The following is a 20,845-nucleotide window of genomic DNA, read 5'->3' on the forward strand; positions in this document are numbered from 1 at the left end:
AACAAATGGATGTGATTATGACTAAGAAACTCACCACTGCTGGCGGCTGCCCTGTCGCGCATAACCAAAATGTTCTTACTGCAGGTAAGCGCGGACCACAACTTTTACAAGATGTTTGGTTCCTTGAAAAATTAGCTCACTTTGATCGTGAAGTTATCCCAGAGCGTCGTATGCACGCTAAAGGCTCAGGCGCGTACGGCACCTTCACCGTAACCCACGACATCACTCAGTTCACCAAGGCTAAGATCTTTTCTGAGGTAGGTAAAAAAACCGACCTATTCGCTCGCTTTACCACAGTAGCAGGCGAGCGCGGCGCGGCAGATGCCGAGCGTGATATTCGCGGGTTTGCTGTTAAGTTCTATACCGAAGAAGGTAACTGGGACTTGGTTGGCAACAATACGCCAGTGTTCTTCCTGCGCGATCCACTTAAGTTCCCTGACCTAAACCACGCGGTTAAACGCGACCCAAGAACCAATATGCGCAGTGCAGAAAACAACTGGGATTTCTGGACTTCTTTACCTGAAGCGCTTCACCAAATCACCATTGTAATGAGTGATCGCGGTATTCCAGCCAGCTATCGCACCATGAATGGTTACGGCAGTCATACCTTTAGCTTTATTAACGCAGACAATGAAAGATACTGGGTAAAATTCCACTTCAAGAGTCAGCAAGGCATTAAAAACCTAACGGATCAGGAAGCAGAAGCTATAGTCGGTAAGGATCGCGAAAGCCATCAAAAAGACCTGTACGAAAACATTGAGAATGGCGCGTATCCGAAGTGGGACCTGAAGGTCCAGATAATGCCAGAAAAAGATTCGGAAACAGTGCCATACAACCCATTCGACCTGACAAAAGTGTGGCCGCATGAGGACTACCCTCTGCATGATGTAGGTGTGCTGGAACTAAACAAAAACCCAGAAAACTTCTTTGCCGAGGTAGAACAATCGGCGTTCAACCCTGCTGCTGTAGTACCAGGGATTGGTTTCTCTCCTGATCGCATGTTGCAAGGTCGATTGTTTTCTTATGGTGATGCTCAGCGCTATCGCTTGGGTGTTAACCACCATCAGATCCCAGTGAATGCACCCCGTTGTCCAGTGCACAGCTACCACAGAGACGGCGCAATGCGCACCGATGGTAACTATGGTTCAACCATCGGATATGAGCCAAATCAACACCAAGAGTGGGCTCAGCAGTCTGAGTTCTCAGAGCCACCACTAGAGCTGCAAGGTGTTGCAACTCATTGGGATCATCGTGAAGACGACGATTACTTCACTCAGGCCGGCAACCTGTTCCGCATCATGCCAGAGGATGAAAAGCAGCGCTTGTTCGACAATACCGCTCGAGCTATGGATGGAGTTTCAACCCCTATTAAGCACAAGCATATTACTCATGCACTACACGCCGACGTCGCATACGGCGAAGGACTTGCAAAGGCAATGGGGCTCGATATAGAAGACGTCACCAAGTAGAGGAGCCTGATTATGCTTGAAGGTATCTTTCAAATTCTCTCCCTAGAAGAGCGCTATTTGATAATGTGGTAACCAGCCTCAACCAAATGCTCTAGCTATAACCCTCAAAAGCCCTGTCGCATTTATGCCGCAGGGCTTTTAATTACTGATCTTAAGCTTGTCAGCTCTGGTATAAGTCTCTAATTTAGAAAGCATCTGATACAGGGACAAAACCTATATGGCTTCTCAAGAAAGCAAAGTACCCACTCACCGACTCTCCCGCTTTGGCAAGTTTGCATCACTCGCAACGCGAGTGGGTGGCGCTATGGTTACCGAAGGAGCAAAACAGCTTGCGCAGGGTAAAAAGCCCAAAGCCAAAGACCTGCTTTTAACCCCTAACAATATCAAAAGAGTGGCCGACCAACTCGCACACCTTAGAGGCGCGGCAATGAAGGTAGGGCAATTGATGTCCATGGATGCGGGGGATCTCATCAGCCCAGAGCTTGCCGACATATTATCAAGGCTTCGCTCTGACGCCTCTCCTATGCCCACCAAACAGTTAGCGACAGTGCTTTGTGATGAGCTTGGACAAGACTGGCAACAAAACTTCATTGAGTTTAATTTCAAGCCGATAGCCAGCGCCTCCATTGGACAGGTACATCAAGCCCATGCCGACGACGGAACCAAGCTAGCAATTAAGGTTCAGTATCCCGGCATCAAGCAAAGCATTGATAGTGATGTGGATAATGTAGGCACCCTGCTCAACGTTGTCGGGTTAATTCCAAAGGGCGTGGACTACAAAGACCTGCTCGAAGAAGCAAAAAAGCAACTGCACGCAGAGGCTGATTATCTTCTAGAAGCGGACCTGCTCAATCGCTACAAGTTGTTATTAACAGATAGCCCTGACTTTGTGATTCCTGAGGTTCTTAGCGACATTACCACCGACAGTGTCCTAGCTATGACTCACGTGAACGGCGAGCCCATAGAGTCGCTCCAACACGCGGATCAGCACACCCGAGACAGAGTGATGACACTTCTATTGGAATTGCTATTCAAAGAGATCTTTAGCTTTAAGTTGGTGCAAACAGACCCCAACTTTGCCAACTTCCTCTATGATGAGAGTCAGCAGAAAGTCGTACTTCTAGACTTTGGCGCAACCCGTGCCTACAACGAAAATATTAGCGATGGCTATCGCCTCGCCTTTACCTCTGTCATCAATAACGACGATAAGGGTCTCGACCAAGCCCTGACTCAAATAGGCTTCTTTAGCAAACAGATAATACCAGAGCAAAAGCAAGCCATCTTCAACCTCGTCAAGCTCGCCTGTGAGCCACTAAAATTTGATGGTAATTATGACTTCGGCTCAAGCAACCTAGCCCAAAGGCTCAGCCAAGCCGGCACTGTGCTCAGTATGGAACAAGACTACTGGCACACACCACCAGCAGATGCCCTTTTCTTGCATCGCAAGATCGGTGGGCTATACCTTCTCGCTGCAAGACTGAATGCTAAGGTGGATGTAGCGAAGCTGTTTGAATCATACCGCTTGGACTCTTAGTCGGTACTCTTTTGTCATCGATGGGATATTCTTATTAAATTGCAATCTAATCGGAGTATTCCATGCCAAACATCGTTTACATCGCAACCAGCCTTGATGGCTTCATCGCCGACAAAAACAATCAGCTGAATTGGCTTCATGATGTGCCAAACCCTGAAGGTTCAGATTTTGGGTTTGCAGCGTTTATGGATCGCGTTGATGCATTGATAATGGGGCGAAATACTCTAGATATAGTGCTCAGTTTTGGTGTGGACTGGCCGTATTCAAAGCCGGTCTTCGTGCTAAGTAACACGCTTACTAAGGTACCGGAAGGCTTAGACGGCAAGGTATTTTTAGTTAATGGTGAGCTACCTGATATTGTTCAATCCCTCAATCAAAAAGGCTTTGAAAAGCTCTATATTGATGGCGGCAAGACTATACAAAGCTTCCTGCGACACGATCTTATAGATGAACTCATTATCACCACCATCCCTATACTTCTTGGGGGAGGTATCCCTTTGTTTTCCGAATTATCCGCCCCTCTGAAGTTTAAGCACCTAGGCTGTGAAAGGTTAGCGGATCATATGGTGAAGAACACCTTTATCCGCACTCGGTAACTCTAACTTACTGCAATTTCTTCACTGCATCGGGTAGCTCATATAGGGTGTCAATCTGAGGAATATCTTGATCCCCTTCCACAAGCGTATGTTGTGGATTAAGCCAAACCACCTTCAATCCTGCTTCGATAGCAGGGTTGATGTCTTTATCTAGCGTATCTCCAACCATCAACATCGACTCAGTGGACTCACCTAACTCTTGCGCTATCTTGCAAAAGAACTCGGCACTCCCCTTACCTATACCAAGATTCGCTTTGCAGAAGTATCCAGAGATGAACGTGGCTAAACCCGCTCTGTGAAAGGCTTTGTGGATGTCACTTTCGGTTGAGTCTTCTGCATTGGTCGCTACGTAAATTTGATAACGTTTGGAAAGTTCTTGAAGCGCCTCGATAGCGCCTTCTACCGTAAAGACCTCAGGCCAGTCGCACATCTTTCCTTGTTGATCAGGCAAATCAACCATCAAGGTATCGCCCCAATCAAATAAAATCGTATTCACTGCAGAGGGAGTCTGAATGGAACGCTGATATATGTGGTCGGTATGAGAGATACCCTTTATCACATAAGCATCAGGGATAATTTTAGCTAGGGTAAAACCAGCTTTTTCCAGCACTCGCTCAGAGCCAAGATTGCCTTGGGTTACCGTCGCGGAAAACTGCTCAATGCCATGGGTGTGCCTTGCCCAGTCGATCAAGTATTGCAATGATTCTGTCGCATAGCCCTTCCCATGAAACTCAGGCAGTAGCATGTAGCCGACTTCGGCAACCTCATCTTGCATACAAAACCCTGTCAGCCCAACTTGTTGCCCTGAGACACGTTCGGTTATTACCAAACACAACCAGTGAAGAGAGTTCTTACTCCAAGGCTGGATTCTCGCTTGAAAGCGTAGCTTAATATCCTTAAGGCTGGGCTTGTCAAAACACAGTTCAATTACACGCTCATCCACATGCAAACTATGAAACAGTGTCCAGTCGTGTTCAGATAAAGATGTGAGGGATAGTCTCGCCGTGCACAGTTCCATTTAGGGGTCTCAAGTCCTCAACTCACCTTCAGTGATGAGTCTTGTTGTTCAGTACTTTAATAAATCACAAAACTAATGCAAAAGAAAACGGTTAAACAATTGAATTTAAATAGTTCTTCGCTAACAATTCATTAAGTGTGTTGTATTTGAGCCGTTACTATCGGCAGATTAAGGGAAATGATGAAACATTGGCTAGCATTGGGGTTTTCAATAGTTTTGGTGGGGTGTACTTCGCCAGAAATAGCGCTGATGCCAGAAGCAAAACACGTACAAGTTCGCACTAACAATGCACCCTTGGTAAGAAACTGTAAATGGGTTGGGGAAGTCACGGGCAGTGAAGGGCATTGGTATTCTTATCTTTTTTACCCCAATGATGTGCTTATTCAAGGGGCAATTAACGAGATAAAAAACAATGCGTACTTAACCAATGCGAATACTGTGGTTTTACTTAGCCCTCACTACTTCAAAACTTCAGCAACCTTTGTGGGCACCGCGTACAATTGCCCACCAAAGCCACCTCAAGACTGATCTTCCGCCGTTGGCGAGCCATCGATTAGATATCTAGCACCTGTTCCTTGCGCAGATGCGGTATCTTCTGGATTGAATAACTTGCAGCTTTTTAGCGACAGACATCCGCAGCCAATACAACCGTCTAGGTTGTCTCTGAGTCGTTGCATCTCGAGTATCTTTTGATCCAAAGATGCTGCCCACTGCTTGGACATTCGAGCCCAGTCTTTTTTGGTTGGCTGTTTATGATTAGGCAGGGTTTTCAGTGCAAGTTTGATCTCTTCTAAACTCACCCCTATTTGTTGCGCTGCCTTGATAACGGAAATAACCCTAATGGTACTAGCTGGATAGCGCCTTTGATTGCCTTCTGTCCTGATGCTTTCTATCAGCCCTTTACTCTCGTAAAAACGCAAGGTCGACGTCGCAACCCCACAACGCTTGGCCGCCTCACCTACCGTGAAAAAACGTGTATTCAAAGCCACAACTAAACCCCTTAAACCTTGAGTTAACTTTAGCTTTCAATTAAAGTAATAACAATCGTGACTATAGACTCAAGAAGGGTCGCTGTCTTCATTCTCAGCATCCAATGCCTTTGCCGCATCACGCACTGCCCACACGCAAAGTCCCATCATGGTAAATGGGATGGCAGCAGCAACATATTCAACCCACCCCATTTTTGCCAATACTGGGGTAAGAATGACGTGACCAAAAATGGACAGAAAGGCCACAACTAGCATTGCGATAATGATTCTGATCTGACTCTTGTGGCTCTTACTGGTCATTCGTCATTCTCTTTACTAGCCCTTTCAAAATGTTCTGACACTGCTCTTCACTCATTTCGACAGGCACGGGATAATCGCCAAACGCCTCATCAATCGCCTGTTTCGCTATTAGCGAGATATCGGCAATTTTCAGCTCAGCAACACAATCAGGAATACCTAATTGCGTCAGTAACTCTTCGACTTTCTCTATAAACGCCACCGCGTTTGTCTTATCAGTATCTCCCGAGGTATAGCCTGCAGCCTTAGCCAATGACGCTATTGATTTAGGGTCTGCTGTGGCAATAAACCTTAGTACCGAAGGCAATACAATTGCGTTCGCACGACCATGAGGAACGTGATAGAAGGCGCCGAGTTGATGAGCGATGGCATGCACATAACCAATGTAGGTTCGGGTAAATGCAAGACCCGCCTCATAACTGGCCTGCGCCATTTCCTGTCGAGCATCGAGATTGCTACCGTCCTGCATTGCTACCGGCAACCATCTGAAGATTCGTTGAATTGCTGAAATAGAAAGCTGCTGCGAATATTCGTTCGCATAGCCACTGATATACGACTCTACAGCGTGGGTAAGCGCATCCGCTCCGGTTTCTGCTGTAATTTTAGGAGGTAAACCTACCATTAAGTTCGGGTCTAATAGGGCGACCTTGGGCACAATAAAAGGGTCGGTAATCGCCCGTTTCTTTCGAGCTTGGTGATCACTAATTACCGCAGCCACCGTACCTTCTGATCCTGTTCCAGAAGTCGTCGGTACGGCAATGACAGGGTAAACGGGTCTATGCACCCTCATAAGGCCAAGCAACTTACTCACATCCTTGTTTGTTTTGGCACTCGCCGAAATGGCTTTAGCGCAGTCCATCGGCGAACCACCGCCCACCGCTATAATCCCGTCACATCGGTTATCGATAAACAGACGTACTCCGTTTCTCACCTCATCAAAGCCTGGATCAGGCGCAACCTCGTCAAACAAGGTAAAGGGTAAGCCCGCTTGCTGAAGAGTGCTGAGCACTGGCTCGATAATCCGTAGTTCAACCAGCACCTTGTCTGTAACGATTAATGGATGAGTAATGCCTAATTCCCTGCAAAGCTCAGTAATTTGACTGACACTACCTGCTCCTGAAACCAATTTTGGCTCTGGGATAGGTAGCATCTTCAAAAACGGCTTTTTTACTCCAACTAAAATCTTATGAAACATGCCCTATCCTTGGTCGCTCAGTGCAGCACTGCATCCGAATGCATCTCACTCCATACTAAGTTAACGATAATAGGGCTCAACAGAAACAGGCTTAACTTGTTATCTAGCTTCGATAAATAAACTTTATTGAGACGGTTCGCCCGCACTGCCATGAAATGGCGTAGACTGGTCAGACTAGATAATGAACCTATATCACTAGAAGGGAATTGAACTCATGACCACCATCAACCGCCAACTTGTTTTGGCCTCCCGCCCTGTCGGCGCTCCCACTTCAGGTAACTTTCGATTAAATACTGCTGACTTGCCCATTATCAAAGAGGGTGAAGTACTGCTTCGCAGCGTCTATCTATCTCTCGACCCTTATATGCGTGGCAGAATGAGTGACGCAAAATCATATGCAGATCCTGTCGCAATTGGTGAGGTGATGGTGGGCGGCACCGTTTGTCAGGTCACGGAATCGAAAAACAGTGATTTTGCTGTGGGTGAGTGGGTACTCGCTTATACCGGATGGCAAGATTATGGGGTCTCTAATGGTGAAGGCTTGATCAAGCTTGGTATGAATCCAGAACACCCTTCTTATGCCCTTGGCGTGATGGGAATGCCTGGCTTTACGGCTTATATGGGACTACTGGATATTGGTCAGCCTAAAGCCGGTGAAACCGTGGTAGTCGCAGCAGCAACAGGCGCGGTCGGCTCTATGGTTGGCCAGATTGCCAAGATCAAGGGTTGCCGAGTTGTCGGGATCGCTGGCGGCGAAGAAAAGTGCCGCTTCGCTGTGGATACTCTTGGATTTGATGCCTGTATTGATCACAAAGCTGATGACCTTGCTGAGCAATTAACCAATGCCTGTAGCGACGGTATCGATGTCTACTTTGAAAACGTTGGCGGCAAGGTATTTGATGCGGTAATGCCCCTGTTAAATACTTCAGCACGCATTCCTTTATGCGGCCTGATTTCCCAATACAATGCAACGTCACTCCCAGAAGGCCCAGACAGAATGTCGATGCTGATGGGGCAACTGCTAGTGAAACGCATCAAGATGCAAGGCTTCATCATCTTTGATGATTACGGTCACCGCTACCCTGAATTTGCACAGCAAATGATGACCTGGCTCAGTGAGGGAAAAATCACCTACAAAGAGCATCTTGTTGAAGGGTTTGAGAACGCACCTGAGTCTTTTATTGGTCTACTTGAAGGCAAGAACTTCGGCAAATTAGTAGTGCAAACCAACCAGCCAATTTAACCGCTCTTTCTATATTCTACCCAGAAACAACAAAGGCCAGCTGAAGAAAACAGCTGGCCTTAATTTTTAATAACTCGAAGAATTAGTCGATTAGAGAGCGAACGTACTCTGCAATCTCTGAATCTTGGCAGTTAGAGAAGAAGCACTCTTGGAAATGTGCGCTGCCTACTGCTTGCTTCACTAGTTCTTGATCGATTGCACGTAAAGAAGATACAACGTCTTTACATACTGCAGATTTCACTTCGCTTAGGATAGCGGCGTTTGCTTGTTGAGGTGCAGCACGCTCAATTGGGTAACCTTCACCGCGAGCACCCGTAAATGCTTTTTCGAAGATGTAGCGAACGTTCAGTTCACCAGCCCAACCAAAGCCTTTAGCGAATGCTAGAGAAATCGCATTGCCGTTGTTGATTTGGTTGAATAGGAATGCATCAGATGGTTCTAGGCAGTAACCACAAACCACACCTGGGTGTAGGTTGCTTGCCATCAATGCGCCTTGACCTGTACCACAACCCGTTACAACGAAGTCTACAGCCTTAGAGTTAAGAAGGATGCTAGCCATGATGCCAAGGTGGATGTACGTTAGGTGATGATCGTTCTCGTCAGTCATACCAACGTTGAATACGTCATGGCCAAGACCGCCAGCAACATTGTTAAGCTCTGTAGCAACCATTGCATTTTTAGGTGCTTGGCTGTTTTCCATCATAAGTGCGATTTTCATTGAATACTCCTGCAGTAGACTGCAATAAATTAATCTAATTATAAGTCTTGGGCTGAAGACGCGCTGTAATAAGCACATCCTCTCGACACACGGCTATTTATCTTTGAACTATAGCGTGGCCCGAATTTGTCCTGTGTTCTCGTTAGCGAGATAACCAACCGCCATCGACGGCAATGGTGTATCCGTTAACATAATCTGATGCGGCTGAAGCCAAGAATACGCAAGGCCCTGCCAGGTCTTCCGGTTTGCCCCAACGGCCCGCAGGAATGCGGTCAACAATTTCTTTGTTGCGCTTTTCGTCAGCGCGCAATGCGTCTGTGTTATTGGTTGCCATGTACCCCGGAGCAATCGCGTTCACATTGATATTGTGGCTCGCCCACTCGTTGGCCATTAAGCGTGTTACACCCATTACACCACTCTTCGACGCAGTGTAAGAAGGCACGCGGATGCCCCCCTGGAATGAAAGCATAGAAGCAATATTGATGATCTTGCCGCCTTCCCCTTGAGCGATCATTTGCTTAGCAACGGCTTGAGAAAGGAAGAATACTGATTTTACGTTGACGTTCATCACGTCATCCCAGTCTTGCTCTGAGAAGTCGATAGCGTCGTTGCGGCGAATAATGCCTGCGTTGTTAACCAAAACGTCAATACGACCAAGTTCAGTCACTGCGCGATCAACAATGTTAGGAATATCATCTGTTTTAGAAAGATCGGCGCGAACATCGATAAACTTGCGACCCAACTCTTCAATCTTTTGCTTTGTTTCCGCAGGTTCTGATTGGTTCACACCAACAATGTCACAGCCTGCACTCGCAAGACCAACAGCCATTCCTTGACCAAGACCCGTGTTGCAACCGGTAACGATGGCAACCTTGCCTTGTAGGCTAAAAGAATCAAGAATCATGTAGGTTCCTCAAAAGGTATAGGGTTTCAAAAGCGATCATCTCTCTGATGCAGAGTACTATAACAATTTTTGAAACTGCATTTCAAATAAAATTAAAACATAATTTTAATTAATTATGACGAGTGTCTTGTTTTGACGTTCTCGAACGGTTCCCGAACGGTTCCCGAACGATTCCCAAACTGCGCACAACAGGGCTTGCTAGCTCGTTGATCACTAAAGATTAGAGTGTTTCAAGTATAGATAAGGGGAGTTACGTGGGCATTGAAAAGAGTGAGAGAAGAAGAAAGGGGCTACCTAAGTAACCCCCCTTTTGAATAGATTACTTAAACTTCAGAGCATCTGCAATTACATGATAGATATAGTTTTGTTCAACCACACCTTGGAACAGCCATGCTTGTGGGCCACGAGCAAAAATAGCAACATCTTCACCAGAGTGTGTTTCTGAACCCAATTTAATCAATGCTTGTTGCATGTAGTCAGGGTCTGCAGCTTCTTCTGCGGTAACGTCTGGACGATCACCAACAATACCACCAGGGCCGTTACCGTAGATTAGCGTAGTGTAAGCCTTGCCTGATGCATCTTTATTTGGCTGACCGCCGCTCATCGATAGACCCAAGATGTCATTTCCGCGCTCAGCATAGCCATTAGCGACAAAGCTGTGTGCATGGTCCGCTGTTACAATCACCAAGGTATCTTTAGGATTAGTCTTCTCTAATGCAATTTGAATTGCTTTATCGAAGGCCAGAGTATCTTCTAACGCTCGCTTTGCGTTACCAGCATGGTGCGCATGGTCAATACGACCACCTTCAACCATAAGCACATAACCCTTTTTATTGTTCTCAAGAATATTGAGTGCTTTTTCAGTCATCTCTGCAATTGAAGGCTCTTTATTCTCTTCAACGCGATCTAGCTCGTATTCCATGTGAGAGCTATTGAACAGCCCCATCACGCGAGACTTATCATCTAATTTTTCAAACCCATCTTTATCGAATACATAGCTCGCATTGGGATAGCGCTGTTGCCACTCTTCAATTAGGTTTTTGCCATCACTACGTCGACCCGAGAAGCCTTGCTCATCTTGCGCGTCAGCAGGTAAGAATTCTCTGCGACCGCCAGCAAACACAACTTGCACGCCATCACCATGTTCAAAGTTCACCAATTGATGAGCGATGTCAGTACAGCCATTAGACTTGTTGTAGTTTGAGATAGCTGAATCGTTTTCCCAATCTCGATCAGGGCTATGGGCATAAGCGGCCGCCGGAGTGGCGTGGGTAATACGAGTCGTCGTTACTAAGCCAACAGACAGCCCATTATCCGCTGCCGATTGAAAGGCACTCTTTACCTTGTTTTCTGCAACATCGTTACAGAAGCCACGCTTAACATTTTCGTTCACACCTAGCACGCCTGAACTGGTTTTCACTCCAGAAACCATCGCGGTTGCTGTGCCAGCAGAGTCCGGTGTTTGCATGTCAGTGTTGTAGGTTTTCGCCAGTGCGGCATGAGGTAAAGACTCCATGCTCAGCTTAAACTCTTCACCATCTAAGCCTTTCTGCTGACCTGCGTAGATACGCGCCGCAGTGATAGTGCCGACACTCATTCCATCACCCACAAATAGAATCACATTCTTTGCAGGACCATTGATTGGCTTAATCTTCTTTGCTTGCTCTAAGGCAACCTGCCCTTCTTTAAACCACTGATCTGATTGTTGTGGCAACTGAGCATAGGCTGATAAAGATACACACCCTGCGATCACTGATAAAACTAATCCACTGCGTTTCATTCTCATTTCTCCATGTTTTTGAGACTGTTATTAGGATTGATTTACGACTGCTATCTCGTTGAGATACAGATAAATTACACAGTGCAGATGACAATGGTGCGCTTAAATATTAAGCATTTTTGAATCTTTGATTAACTAAAGATAACAAAACGCCTCATCAAGAAACTTGATGAGGCGTCTTAGTAAAAAGAGCGATTGGAGCGAATCACATAAAGTGCGTGGCGCAGATTTTATTGCCTGCAGGGTCGCGCAAGTACGCCATATAAAGCTTGGTCTCTGAATTACCGCGAATTCCCGGTGGCTCTTCACATTCAGAGCCACCATTGGCCAGACCAACTTGATGCCACGTATCGACTAGTTCTGCATCAGCAGCTTTAAAGCCAATGGTCATGCCATTGCCGTGGGTAGCGGGTTCACCGTTAATAGGATTTGTGAGACAGAAAACTCCACTGTCCGAAAAATAAAAACAGCGCCCTTTCTCATCGATTTTTCCTGTCGGGTACCCTAAGGTCGCGAGTAGCGCATCATAAAATTGCTTTGATGCTTGCATATCATTGGTACCGATCATTACGTGACTGAACATACACTTCCCTTTCTGTTTGGTGAGTCTTCAATGTGCAGTAATGAGTAACTATTGTCTACATAAGAGCCTTATTTTTCTAGGTGGAGAAGTGGAGAGTCTTTTAGCTTTAGTGGGTGAAGAGATCCCCGATAAGAGCACTCGGGGATGACTCGTCTTTGAGCATGGAGAGCTGTTTTTGCACTGGCCGCTCCACCAATCGCCGTCATACTGGAAAACACGCAGTGTTTATCCAGTATCTTGGATTGTGCGAAAGCCAACCTTGGGCACTTTCTAAGATACTGACTCAAGTTCAGGATGACGCCCTATACAAGCCATAGAACCTAGGACCATAGAACCCAGAGCCCAGCACCTCTCCTCACCACTCCTAAAAATAATGATCCACCAGCAAAGCCACAAACAGCAGCATCAAATGATAGATAGAGAACTTAAACGTCTCCATAGCCTGTTTGCTATCAGCTTTGTATTTCAGTTTCCAAGCGTGGTAGATAAAGCCGGCACTCAGAATGGTTGAGCTAGCAAGGTAGATTTGACCGCTCATGCCCACCAGAACCGGCATAGCACACACTAGAGCTAACAAGATGGTATATAGCAAGATGCTGGTTTTGGTGTATTCCACACCATGTGTAACCGGCAACATTGGGATATCGGCTTTGGCGTAGTCATCTTTACGATGGATAGCCAGTGCCCAGAAGTGGGGTGGTGTCCAGATGAAGATAATCATCACCAGTAGCCATGCATTGGCATGCAATTCACCCGTCACCGCTACCCATCCAAGAAGGGGCGGCATAGCACCTGCAATGCCGGCAATCACTATATTCTGCGGTGTAGCACGCTTGAGGTACATGGTGTAGATCACCGCATAACCTAACAAGCTCGCAAAGGTAAGCACTGCGGTTAACGTATTCACCCAAGCAACCAAGACTACAAAACCAACCACACCAATAGAAGCAGCAAACAGGAACACCTTGGCAGAGGATAAGTCTCCAGACGGTAGCGGACGCTTATAAGTGCGCGCCATGATGGCATCGATACGCTGATCAATAAGATGGTTAAACGCTGCCGCAGAGCCGGCCATCAAACCAATACCTAGCAAGCCAAACAGAGATTGTTGCAATGGCAACGCACCGGGCATCGCAAGACACATACCCACTACGGCGGTAAGTAGCATTAAGGCGACTACCTTAGGTTTGGTCAATTGATAGTAGCTTTGAAGGGTGCTTCTGGTTCTAACTAGTGTCTGCGAACCTGCAAGATTACTCATACTGAATACTCCCTTTCAGAATCATGAGCCAACGAATTTGAGGCAGCTATTCTCGCCCATACGAAGTGATTAGTTGCGACTAGGGTGACCAACAGCAGGGCGGCCCCTAGGTTATGCATTACCGCGTTGATAAGCGGAAGATGAAAGATAACGTTGGCAATACCCAGCCAAACCTGAACAGCAAGGCCAAAGCCAATGGCTCTTACGTAGATTCTTGCTGAGGGTAGCGAGCTGCGCCACAGTAATACCATCAATGATAGCAAGGCAGAGGTCGTGATCAGCGCCCCTACCCTATGTGTCACATGTATCGTCATTCTCGCCCCATAATCCAGCACCCCGAACTCGTAGTTATCAAAACCGGTTTGGTTAAAGTTAAAGGCGTTACCAAAGTCGAGATGACTCAGCCACTCGCCCTGACATATAGGTAAAGAGGTACACATCAGGGCGGCATAGTTAGATGATGTCCACCCTCCAAGCATGATCTGAACAAGCAATACCACCGTCGCAAACACGGTAAACCCACGTAGCGTGGACAATGATGAATGAGGCAAATTTATCAAAGGTTGCGGAGCGTTTCTTAACCGGCACATAAGCAAGGCAAGCAAGCTAAACAGCGTAAACCCGCCGAGCAAATGCAACATCACAATCACAGGCATAAGCTTAAGCGTCACCGTCCACATGCCAAGAGCGGCTTGGGCGATAATCACTGTGCTTAAAACGATAGGGAAGGCTTTGCCAGTGACAGAGCTTTTCCAAAGAAGAAAAGAGAGGGCAAAGACCACTAGGCCTAACGTGCCCGCAAAATAGCGATGTATCATTTCTAGCCAAGCTTTATGGGTTTCCACGGCTCGCTCAGGAAACAGTTGCTCTGCCTTAGCGATCTCTTCGGCTTGCATTGGCACTGCTATTTTCCCATAACACCCTGGCCAGTCAGGGCAGCCAAGCCCTGCATCGGCCAGTCGAGTGTAAGCGCCTAGTGCAATCACAACAAAAGTCATGGCCAAGGCTAGCCAGGTCAGTCTTTGTATTGAAATGCGTCCTTGCATATCGTTTCCTCGCATATTTAGTTGCTATCCGACTCGTGAAAGCTTAAGGATTTTTCGTACGTCGGCGATCAGCCCCTTATTTTGTGCCACCAGCGTATTCGCTTCAGCTTGCGGATAACGCATTACCCACTGTCCTAGTGGGTCGACGAGCAAATAATCTTGAGACTCAACGGGGACGGGATGTGCATTCAACTGCAAAATCGGATAGTTGGATTGATTTTTCGCAAGCCAAGATGTATCCGCAGTTTCTGACACATACAAAGTAACTACCACTCGCTCGCTGTACGCCCCAAGAGCAATATAACTCTGGTTCAATAAGTGCCATCTTTGCTCACACACTTGATCGCACTTGTCCGGAACAATAAAGGCCAATTGCCAAGTATCAGAAACTGGGCTCACAAGGCCCGCGGATTCAAAAGTGAACCTAGGTTCAATAAGCACGCCTTTATTCGTGACCCCTGACTGATACCACCCTTGATTCAATATCAAGTGAGCGGCAACCACAGGTAAAGCAAATATCAGGATCAAAGCCAGTAGCTTAAGCCGTCCCTGTTTTTGCTGAGGATAAATCGCTTGGCTTTGCATAGTCATTCCTTCACTTTTCTCTTTCTTACTACAAACAGGACAACGAGCAGGGCATAAACCGTGGCCATACCAAACCATTGAAATGCATACCCAAAATGCTTCTGTGAGGTCATTGGGTAGGGTGACCAAATCTTCGGCAGATCACTATTGGGCAAGGCGTACGGCTGAAGAACAAAATCAAACAAGGGAGTATCTAACACCTTAGATAACTGGTTTAGATTAAGGTTTTGAATACGAATGCCCCCTAGCATTTGTTCTTGCATCACATCACTGCTCAATGGATTGAGGCTTCGCTGATACACCCGCCCGACTACATTCTGCGCGGTTTCAATACTATTGACCCTTGGTAATCGATCTCGAGTAGCAGGCGCCACAGCAAAACCTAACTCAACCAGCAATATTTTCTTTTCACCCTGAAAATAGACCGCCATGGGTTGCAAAACGGTATACCCAACCCTTCCCTCAACCGTCACGTTATCAATGTAAATAAGAGGGATAGTTTCGGGTTCTACATCTACCTGCAAAGGGAAACCAGTAAGGGTGAATTCACTGTCTATCTCTGCTAACTGCTCAATCACCATAGGTGTCATCTGCTCCCTATCTTGCAGCTGTTGCTCAAGGAGTAACTTTTCTTCTCCACGAGACAATTGCCAGAAGCCCAATTTGACCAGAACCAAAAACAGAACCACAGTTAAGACAGTCGCTACTATCCAAAGCGCTTTTTTTGAAGACCTAGGAGACCTGATGTCACCACTGCTGTTCAAATTAATAATCATCCTGTTACTGCTATTTATTGTCTTCAATCTTGCTCTTGCGATGGTACACATGGTGCGAGAAGAGCCTGATTCTAAGGTACCTATGAGCCGTTATCTTGGCCGCCGTGTTGCGTTATCTGCTGTTGTTATCCTGTTTTTGATCCTAGCGTTGAAGCTGGGGTGGGTTGTGCCTAATCAGCGGCCTTATTAGGGTTTTTCCCAAAATTTAAGTCTGCCCTTGTGGCAAAGTAGATCCTCGATAGGAGCGCTCGAGGATGACGTTTTGTCATGGCGCATATCGAGGTTAATTCAACCTAGATCACATACACAAAAATGAATAGGCATAGCCATACCACATCGACGAAATGCCAGTACCAGCTTCCTGCTTGAAAGCCAAAATGGTCTTTAGGGGTAAAGTGGTCTTTGCTGATTCTAAACAGCAGCACGATCAAAAATACCGTGCCTATGAATACATGCATCCCGTGGAAACCGGTTAGCAAGAAGAAGGTATTGCCATAGATGCCTGATTGTAGGGTGAGTCCCATATCTTGATAGGCGTGGATATACTCTTCGGCTTGGAAGAATAAGAAGAATCCAGCCAATACTATGGTTAACTCCAGCCACACCACTAACGCCATGCGCTTGTTCTGCTCAAGGCTAACGTGCGCCATATGCAGCGTCACAGAAGAGAGCAATAAGATAACCGTGTTCTTTAGCGGAAGACCTTGCCAGCCCATGGCTTGCGTTGTATCGCCACCAGGAGTCAAGGTCAGCGGCCACATGGCCTCAAAGGTCGGCCACAGCACTTCGTTGGTCATTACGTTGTTGTCTGCCCCTCCTAGCCAAGGCACAGAGAACATTCGTGCATAGAAGAGCGCGCCAAAGAAAGCCCCAAAGAACATCACCTCAGAAAAGATGAACCAACTCATACCTTGTCTAAAAGAGCGGGCTATTTGTGCGCTGTAATAGCCAGACAATGACTCTTGAACCACATTGGTGAACCAACCGGCCAACACCACCAGCAAACCAACAAAGCCAATGGCTAATAACCAAGGGCCTAATAAACCACCATCATTCATGGTTTGAACGGTCAGTCCTGCTCCAACGGCAACAAAAAACAATGCGAAAGCAGCCACTAAAGGCCACTGGCTTTGGGCTGGAACGTAATAAGTTTCGTGCTTGTCACTCATAACGCATCTCCTTGCGTGTCATGTGTCTGCGCCAATTGCTCCGATACAGCCAATTTTTCTGGCACAGCCAAGGAAGCGAGTTTCTGGTCACCATCGTCAACGCTGTCACTGATGTCATACAGCGTATAAGACAGGGTTAGCGTATGGATAGAATCTGGTAAGTCATGCTCTACATAAAAAATCAACGGCAGCTCCGCCTCTTGCTTGGCATTGAGCGGTTGCTGATTAAAACAGAAGCATTCAATTTTATTAAAGTGTGTTGCCCCCAACCCTGGAGACACGGAAGGTACAGCCTGAGCTACTAGCGCGTTTTTTGATTCGTTCGTTGCTATATAGGCTGTGCGAATTATCTGTCCAGGATGAACCTTCATCACCTTAGATTGAGGTTCAAACGTGATAGGTAAGCCCGGAGGAATGTGTGAGACAAACTCGACCTTTATGGTTCGCGACTCGTCCACTTGCATAGACTCTGGCTCTTGCACTGCTACGGTAGAGGTTTTGCCGTTAATACCCAGCTGCTCGCAAAGAATGTCGTACAAAGGTACAAGAGCAAAGCCAAAGCCAAACATAGCGACGGTGGCTCCACACAGTACCAGTGTGAGTTTCTTATTCGACATTCCCTTGCTCATAATTCTTAATCCACTTTAGGGGGCGTTGAGAAGGTATGATGCGGTGCAGGGCTTGGCACGGTCCATTCAAGACCTTCAGCCCTTTCCCAGGGCTTGGCCGGAGCTTTTTCTCCACCTCGGATGCACTTGATGACCACCCACAAGAAGATCAACTGGGAAAGCCCAAATGCAAAACCGCCAATGGAAACGATCTGATTCACATCTGCAAATTGGATAGCGTAATCAGGGATCCTGCGTGGCATACCTGCCAACCCCAAGAAGTGCATAGGGAAGAACAACACGTTCACCGAGACAATCGATGTCCAGAAATGGAGTAAGCTCAATTTCTGGTTGTACATATTGCCCGTCCATTTGGGTAGCCAGTAGTAGGCTGCCGCCATAATGGAGAATACCGCTCCCGACACTAATACATAGTGGAAGTGTGCCACCACGAAATAGGTGTCATGGTATTGAAAATCAGCCGGGACTATTGCCAGCATCAGTCCAGAGAAACCGCCGATGGTAAACAGCACGATAAAGGCGATGGCAAATAACATTGGCGTCTCAAAGGTGAGCGCCCCTCGCCACATGGTGGCCACCCAGTTAAATACCTTCACCCCTGTGGGTACCGCTATCAGCATGGTGCAATACATAAAGAATATTTCGGCAAAAACCGGCATCCCTGTGGTAAACATGTGGTGAGCCCACACTAAGAATGACAGAAGTGCGATCGAACAGGTTGCATATACCATTGAATGGTAGCCAAACAACTTCTTGCCACTAAATGCCGGTACGATTGCTGAAACAATACCGAAGGATGGCAAGATCATGATGTACACCTCAGGGTGTCCGAAGAACCAGAAGATATGCTGGAACATCACAGGGTCGCCACCACCGGCTGCATCAAAAAAGCTAGTGCCAAAGTATTTATCAGTGAGAACCATGGTCACTGCACCGGCTAGCACCGGCATTACCGCTATCAATAAGAATGCGGTGATTAACCAAGTCCACACAAACAAAGGCATCTTCATCAGTGTCATGCCAGGGGCGCGCATATTGAAGATAGTCACGATGACGTTAATCGCCCCCATGATGGAGCTGATACCCATAATGTGAACCGAGAACACAAACAGTGCGGTGCTATCAGGCCCGTAGGTCGTAGAAAGAGGTGCGTAGAAGGTCCAACCAAAATCAGGACCACCACCAGGCATGAACAGCGAGCTTAATAAGATTAAGAAGGCAAAGGGCAGGATCCAAAAGCTCAGGTTGTTCATTCGTGGAAGAGCCATATCTGGCGCCCCTATCATCATAGGGATCATCCAGTTAGCAAGGCCAGTAAAGGCAGGCATGACTGCACCAAATACCATCACTAAGCCATGTACTGTGGTCATCTGATTGAAGAATTGAGGATCAACTAGCTGCAAACCCGGTTGGAATAATTCGGCGCGAATAATCATCGCCATTGCGCCGCCGGTAAAGAACATGATCAAACTAAACCATAGATACAGTGTTCCTATATCTTTGTGGTTAGTTGAGTAGATCCAGCGCGCTAATCCTTTTGCAGGTCCATGATGATCGTGATCGGCACTGCCACCCGCATGAAGATCATCGGCAGCAGTACTCTCATAGGTAGAGGTTTTATCCAACTCTTTCATCACTCACCCTCCGCGTTCATTTGTGTACTCACATCGGAAGCTTGCACTACATCACCAGTATTGTTGTCCCATGCATTACGCTCATAGGTGACCACAGCCGCGATCTCTTCAGCGGTCAGCTGAGTGCCAAATGCCTGCATCGCGGTTCCACTCACACCGTTGACGATAATATCGATATGACCATTCACATCCCCGAGCACTACTGCGCTGCCTTTCATTGCAGGGAACACATTCGCGACACCTAAGCCATTACTCTGATGACAGACCGCACAGCGACCTTCGTAAACGTCTTTACCCAGCGCCATCAGTTCATCCATGCCCAAGGTTTTTTCTAGGGCTTTCTGCTCTTCGAGTTTGGCAGCCGCTAGCTCTTGTTCTTTATTGGCTATCCACTCATCAAATTCTGCAGCCTCAACGGCTTGGACTACGATAGGCATAAAGCCATGATTGCGCCCACACAGCTCTGCACATTGCCCGCGATAGATTCCCGGTTTATCAATCTTGGTCCACGCCTCGTTGATAAACCCTGGGATAGTGTCCTTTTTCACCGCAAAGTCTGGCACCCACCAAGAGTGGATCACATCATCAGAGGTCATTAAGAAACGGATTTTTTTTCCGATAGGAAGCACCAAAGCATTGTCTACCTCTAGTAGGTAGTGCTCACCCTTCTCATCCGTACCCTCAATTTGTTCATTACTGGTGGAGAGATAACTGAAAAACTCAACGTCATGGTCAAAGTAACTGTAGTGCCACTTCCACTGTGAACCGGTGATCTTAACCGTGATATCAGACTCGCTGGTGTCTTCCATCTCAATAAGCGTCTTGGTCGCAGGAATGGCCATGCCGATAAGAATAAGGATTGGAATAACGGTCCAGATGATCTCGACCTTGGTACTTTCATGGAAATTAGCGGCGACTGCGCCTTTGGATTTACGATGCTTGATGATGGAGTAGAACATCACTCCAAATACCACGACCGCTATCGCGACGCAGATATAGAAAATAAGCATGTGCAGGTGATACACCTTGCCACTTATCTCTGTTACACCTTGGGTCATATTGAAGGAAGACTCAGTATTTTCAGCCGAGACTGTGCTGGGCGCGCTTACAAGCACCCCAAAACACAAGCTGAAAAACCACGCGCGTAGCCAATCGACTACTCTCACGAATGATCGCATTACTTTATGGTCTCGCATTAGGCGTATCACCCTCCTGGTGAGCCAATGTTGAGGCCGGAATCTACCCAGCTCATCAGAACATTTGAACGTCAATGCATATCTGAACGACAGAGGTCAGGTATGCGCACCCTAAAAGATTCTTCACACACTCGTTAGGTTGTCTGTGCAACCCTACGATACAACCATGTTATATTTATGTTAATAAATGCTAGTTTAGATTGGATAACAATCAAGAAATCAG

The 20,845-nt window shown here is 46.9% G+C and carries 22 protein-coding genes; 6 read left to right on the forward strand and 16 right to left on the reverse strand.

The window, feature by feature from the left end; all coding sequences use genetic code 11:
- The first annotated feature begins 17 nt into the window (after nt 1-17).
- The 3 genes from OCU35_RS18690 (at nt 18) to OCU35_RS18700 (ending at nt 3,599) form a co-directional block, all read left to right on the forward strand.
- Nucleotides 18-1,469 carry a catalase gene (locus tag OCU35_RS18690; RefSeq protein WP_261826206.1) on the forward strand — a complete coding sequence of 484 codons (1,452 nt, stop codon included), beginning with the start codon at nt 18-20 and terminating at the stop codon, nt 1,467-1,469.
- A 217-nt stretch (nt 1,470-1,686) separates the two neighbouring features.
- Complete coding sequence (locus OCU35_RS18695) at nt 1,687-3,003, forward strand: ABC1 kinase family protein (RefSeq protein ID WP_065210415.1); 1,317 nt, start codon at nt 1,687-1,689, stop codon at nt 3,001-3,003.
- A gap of 62 nt (nt 3,004-3,065) precedes the next feature.
- A complete protein-coding gene (locus OCU35_RS18700) occupies nt 3,066-3,599 on the forward strand; it encodes a dihydrofolate reductase family protein (RefSeq protein WP_261826207.1) in 534 nt (177 codons plus the stop codon).
- Between the two features lie 7 nt (nt 3,600-3,606).
- Here OCU35_RS18700 and OCU35_RS19200 read toward each other — a convergent pair whose 3' ends face one another.
- Nucleotides 3,607-4,617: a GNAT family N-acetyltransferase gene (locus OCU35_RS19200; RefSeq protein WP_315972633.1), complete on the reverse strand. Its 1,011-nt coding sequence runs from the start codon at nt 4,615-4,617 to the stop codon at nt 3,607-3,609.
- Between the two features lie 177 nt (nt 4,618-4,794).
- Here OCU35_RS19200 and OCU35_RS18715 point away from each other — a divergent pair, with 177 nt between their 5' ends.
- Entirely contained in the window at nt 4,795-5,145 is a 351-nt protein-coding gene (locus OCU35_RS18715; RefSeq protein WP_026026139.1) for a DUF4156 domain-containing protein, read from the forward strand.
- On the opposite strand, the gene soxR is transcribed toward OCU35_RS18715, so the two are convergent.
- The 3 genes from soxR to OCU35_RS18730 all read right to left on the reverse strand — a co-directional run bounded on the left by soxR (nt 5,136) and on the right by OCU35_RS18730 (nt 7,098).
- On the reverse strand, nt 5,136-5,606 hold the full coding sequence (soxR, locus tag OCU35_RS18720; RefSeq protein ID WP_017028049.1) for a redox-sensitive transcriptional activator SoxR: 471 nt from the start codon (nt 5,604-5,606) through the stop codon (nt 5,136-5,138). The genes OCU35_RS18715 and soxR overlap by 10 nt on opposite strands.
- Nucleotides 5,607-5,675: 69 nt before the next feature.
- Entirely contained in the window at nt 5,676-5,906 is a 231-nt protein-coding gene (locus OCU35_RS18725) for a hypothetical protein (RefSeq protein WP_017028048.1), read from the reverse strand.
- Entirely contained in the window at nt 5,896-7,098 is a 1,203-nt protein-coding gene (locus OCU35_RS18730) for an iron-containing alcohol dehydrogenase (protein WP_102430726.1), read from the reverse strand. Before OCU35_RS18730 ends, OCU35_RS18725 begins: the two co-directional genes overlap by 11 nt.
- A gap of 214 nt (nt 7,099-7,312) precedes the next feature.
- Here OCU35_RS18730 and OCU35_RS18735 point away from each other — a divergent pair, with 214 nt between their 5' ends.
- On the forward strand, nt 7,313-8,341 hold the full coding sequence (locus OCU35_RS18735) for an NADP-dependent oxidoreductase (RefSeq protein WP_065598637.1): 1,029 nt from the start codon (nt 7,313-7,315) through the stop codon (nt 8,339-8,341).
- Between the two features lie 82 nt (nt 8,342-8,423).
- On the opposite strand, the gene OCU35_RS18740 is transcribed toward OCU35_RS18735, so the two are convergent.
- The 8 genes from OCU35_RS18740 to OCU35_RS18775 form a co-directional block, all read right to left on the reverse strand.
- Nucleotides 8,424-9,059, reverse strand: a complete 636-nt coding sequence (locus OCU35_RS18740) for an RpiB/LacA/LacB family sugar-phosphate isomerase (RefSeq protein ID WP_017031803.1) — start codon at nt 9,057-9,059, stop codon at nt 8,424-8,426.
- Nucleotides 9,060-9,201: 142 nt separating this feature from the next.
- On the reverse strand, nt 9,202-9,963 hold the full coding sequence (gene kduD, locus OCU35_RS18745) for a 2-dehydro-3-deoxy-D-gluconate 5-dehydrogenase KduD (protein WP_017028044.1): 762 nt from the start codon (nt 9,961-9,963) through the stop codon (nt 9,202-9,204).
- Between the two features lie 319 nt (nt 9,964-10,282).
- On the reverse strand, nt 10,283-11,743 hold the full coding sequence (locus tag OCU35_RS18750) for an alkaline phosphatase (RefSeq protein ID WP_261826208.1): 1,461 nt from the start codon (nt 11,741-11,743) through the stop codon (nt 10,283-10,285).
- A 205-nt stretch (nt 11,744-11,948) separates the two neighbouring features.
- The gene (locus OCU35_RS18755) at nt 11,949-12,326 is read right to left on the reverse strand and encodes a VOC family protein (protein WP_261826209.1); all 378 of its coding nucleotides are present in this window, start codon (nt 12,324-12,326) and stop codon (nt 11,949-11,951) included.
- A gap of 364 nt (nt 12,327-12,690) precedes the next feature.
- Nucleotides 12,691-13,587, reverse strand: a complete 897-nt coding sequence (cyoE, locus tag OCU35_RS18760; RefSeq protein ID WP_017028040.1) for a heme o synthase — start codon at nt 13,585-13,587, stop codon at nt 12,691-12,693.
- Nucleotides 13,584-14,633, reverse strand: coding sequence for a COX15/CtaA family protein (locus OCU35_RS18765; RefSeq protein WP_261826210.1), 1,050 nt, complete (start codon nt 14,631-14,633; stop codon nt 13,584-13,586). Before OCU35_RS18765 ends, cyoE begins: the two co-directional genes overlap by 4 nt.
- 24 nt (nt 14,634-14,657) lie before the next feature.
- Nucleotides 14,658-15,218 (reverse strand): hypothetical protein, encoded by a 561-nt coding sequence (locus tag OCU35_RS18770; RefSeq protein WP_017028038.1) that lies wholly within the window; start codon nt 15,216-15,218, stop codon nt 14,658-14,660.
- A gap of 2 nt (nt 15,219-15,220) precedes the next feature.
- Nucleotides 15,221-15,895 (reverse strand): SURF1 family protein, encoded by a 675-nt coding sequence (locus tag OCU35_RS18775; protein ID WP_241901872.1) that lies wholly within the window; start codon nt 15,893-15,895, stop codon nt 15,221-15,223.
- 67 nt (nt 15,896-15,962) lie between these two features.
- Between OCU35_RS18775 and OCU35_RS18780 the strand changes: the two genes are divergently transcribed.
- Nucleotides 15,963-16,184, forward strand: a complete 222-nt coding sequence (locus OCU35_RS18780; protein WP_017031797.1) for a DUF2909 domain-containing protein — start codon at nt 15,963-15,965, stop codon at nt 16,182-16,184.
- A gap of 103 nt (nt 16,185-16,287) precedes the next feature.
- On the opposite strand, the gene OCU35_RS18785 is transcribed toward OCU35_RS18780, so the two are convergent.
- From OCU35_RS18785 to coxB, 4 genes are read right to left on the reverse strand one after another with little or no spacing between them, the layout of a single operon-like run.
- Nucleotides 16,288-17,163: a cytochrome c oxidase subunit 3 gene (locus OCU35_RS18785; protein WP_017031796.1), complete on the reverse strand. Its 876-nt coding sequence runs from the start codon at nt 17,161-17,163 to the stop codon at nt 16,288-16,290.
- Nucleotides 17,160-17,780 carry a cytochrome c oxidase assembly protein gene (locus OCU35_RS18790; protein ID WP_261826211.1) on the reverse strand — a complete coding sequence of 207 codons (621 nt, stop codon included), beginning with the start codon at nt 17,778-17,780 and terminating at the stop codon, nt 17,160-17,162. Before OCU35_RS18790 ends, OCU35_RS18785 begins: the two co-directional genes overlap by 4 nt.
- 17 nt (nt 17,781-17,797) lie before the next feature.
- Entirely contained in the window at nt 17,798-19,426 is a 1,629-nt protein-coding gene (gene ctaD, locus OCU35_RS18795; protein WP_102380708.1) for a cytochrome c oxidase subunit I, read from the reverse strand.
- A complete protein-coding gene (gene coxB, locus OCU35_RS18800; RefSeq protein ID WP_390209026.1) occupies nt 19,426-20,622 on the reverse strand; it encodes a cytochrome c oxidase subunit II in 1,197 nt (398 codons plus the stop codon). Before coxB ends, ctaD begins: the two co-directional genes overlap by 1 nt.
- Between the last annotated feature and the right edge of the window lie 223 nt (nt 20,623-20,845).

Source organism: Vibrio breoganii, assembly GCF_024346795.1.
Classification (GTDB): Bacteria; Pseudomonadota; Gammaproteobacteria; order Enterobacterales; family Vibrionaceae; genus Vibrio; species Vibrio breoganii.

Coding starts and splice junctions, on each gene's coding strand:
- OCU35_RS19200 (WP_315972633.1), bottom strand. CDS start 4,617: ATGGAACTGTGCACGGCGAGACTATCCCTCACATCTTTATCTGAACAC.
- OCU35_RS18740 (WP_017031803.1), bottom strand. CDS start 9,059: ATGAAAATCGCACTTATGATGGAAAACAGCCAAGCACCTAAAAATGCA.
- OCU35_RS18735 (WP_065598637.1), top strand. CDS start 7,313: ATGACCACCATCAACCGCCAACTTGTTTTGGCCTCCCGCCCTGTCGGC.
- OCU35_RS18725 (WP_017028048.1), bottom strand. CDS start 5,906: ATGACCAGTAAGAGCCACAAGAGTCAGATCAGAATCATTATCGCAATG.
- ctaD (WP_102380708.1), bottom strand. CDS start 19,426: ATGAAAGAGTTGGATAAAACCTCTACCTATGAGAGTACTGCTGCCGAT.
- OCU35_RS18750 (WP_261826208.1), bottom strand. CDS start 11,743: ATGAAACGCAGTGGATTAGTTTTATCAGTGATCGCAGGGTGTGTATCT.
- OCU35_RS18755 (WP_261826209.1), bottom strand. CDS start 12,326: ATGTTCAGTCACGTAATGATCGGTACCAATGATATGCAAGCATCAAAG.
- OCU35_RS18780 (WP_017031797.1), top strand. CDS start 15,963: ATGTCACCACTGCTGTTCAAATTAATAATCATCCTGTTACTGCTATTT.
- OCU35_RS18690 (WP_261826206.1), top strand. CDS start 18: ATGACTAAGAAACTCACCACTGCTGGCGGCTGCCCTGTCGCGCATAAC.
- kduD (WP_017028044.1), bottom strand. CDS start 9,963: ATGATTCTTGATTCTTTTAGCCTACAAGGCAAGGTTGCCATCGTTACC.
- coxB (WP_390209026.1), bottom strand. CDS start 20,622: ATGCGAGACCATAAAGTAATGCGATCATTCGTGAGAGTAGTCGATTGG.
- OCU35_RS18785 (WP_017031796.1), bottom strand. CDS start 17,163: ATGAGTGACAAGCACGAAACTTATTACGTTCCAGCCCAAAGCCAGTGG.
- OCU35_RS18715 (WP_026026139.1), top strand. CDS start 4,795: ATGATGAAACATTGGCTAGCATTGGGGTTTTCAATAGTTTTGGTGGGG.
- cyoE (WP_017028040.1), bottom strand. CDS start 13,587: ATGAGTAATCTTGCAGGTTCGCAGACACTAGTTAGAACCAGAAGCACC.
- OCU35_RS18700 (WP_261826207.1), top strand. CDS start 3,066: ATGCCAAACATCGTTTACATCGCAACCAGCCTTGATGGCTTCATCGCC.
- OCU35_RS18765 (WP_261826210.1), bottom strand. CDS start 14,633: ATGCAAGGACGCATTTCAATACAAAGACTGACCTGGCTAGCCTTGGCC.
- OCU35_RS18695 (WP_065210415.1), top strand. CDS start 1,687: ATGGCTTCTCAAGAAAGCAAAGTACCCACTCACCGACTCTCCCGCTTT.
- OCU35_RS18790 (WP_261826211.1), bottom strand. CDS start 17,780: ATGTCGAATAAGAAACTCACACTGGTACTGTGTGGAGCCACCGTCGCT.
- OCU35_RS18730 (WP_102430726.1), bottom strand. CDS start 7,098: ATGTTTCATAAGATTTTAGTTGGAGTAAAAAAGCCGTTTTTGAAGATG.
- OCU35_RS18770 (WP_017028038.1), bottom strand. CDS start 15,218: ATGCAAAGCCAAGCGATTTATCCTCAGCAAAAACAGGGACGGCTTAAG.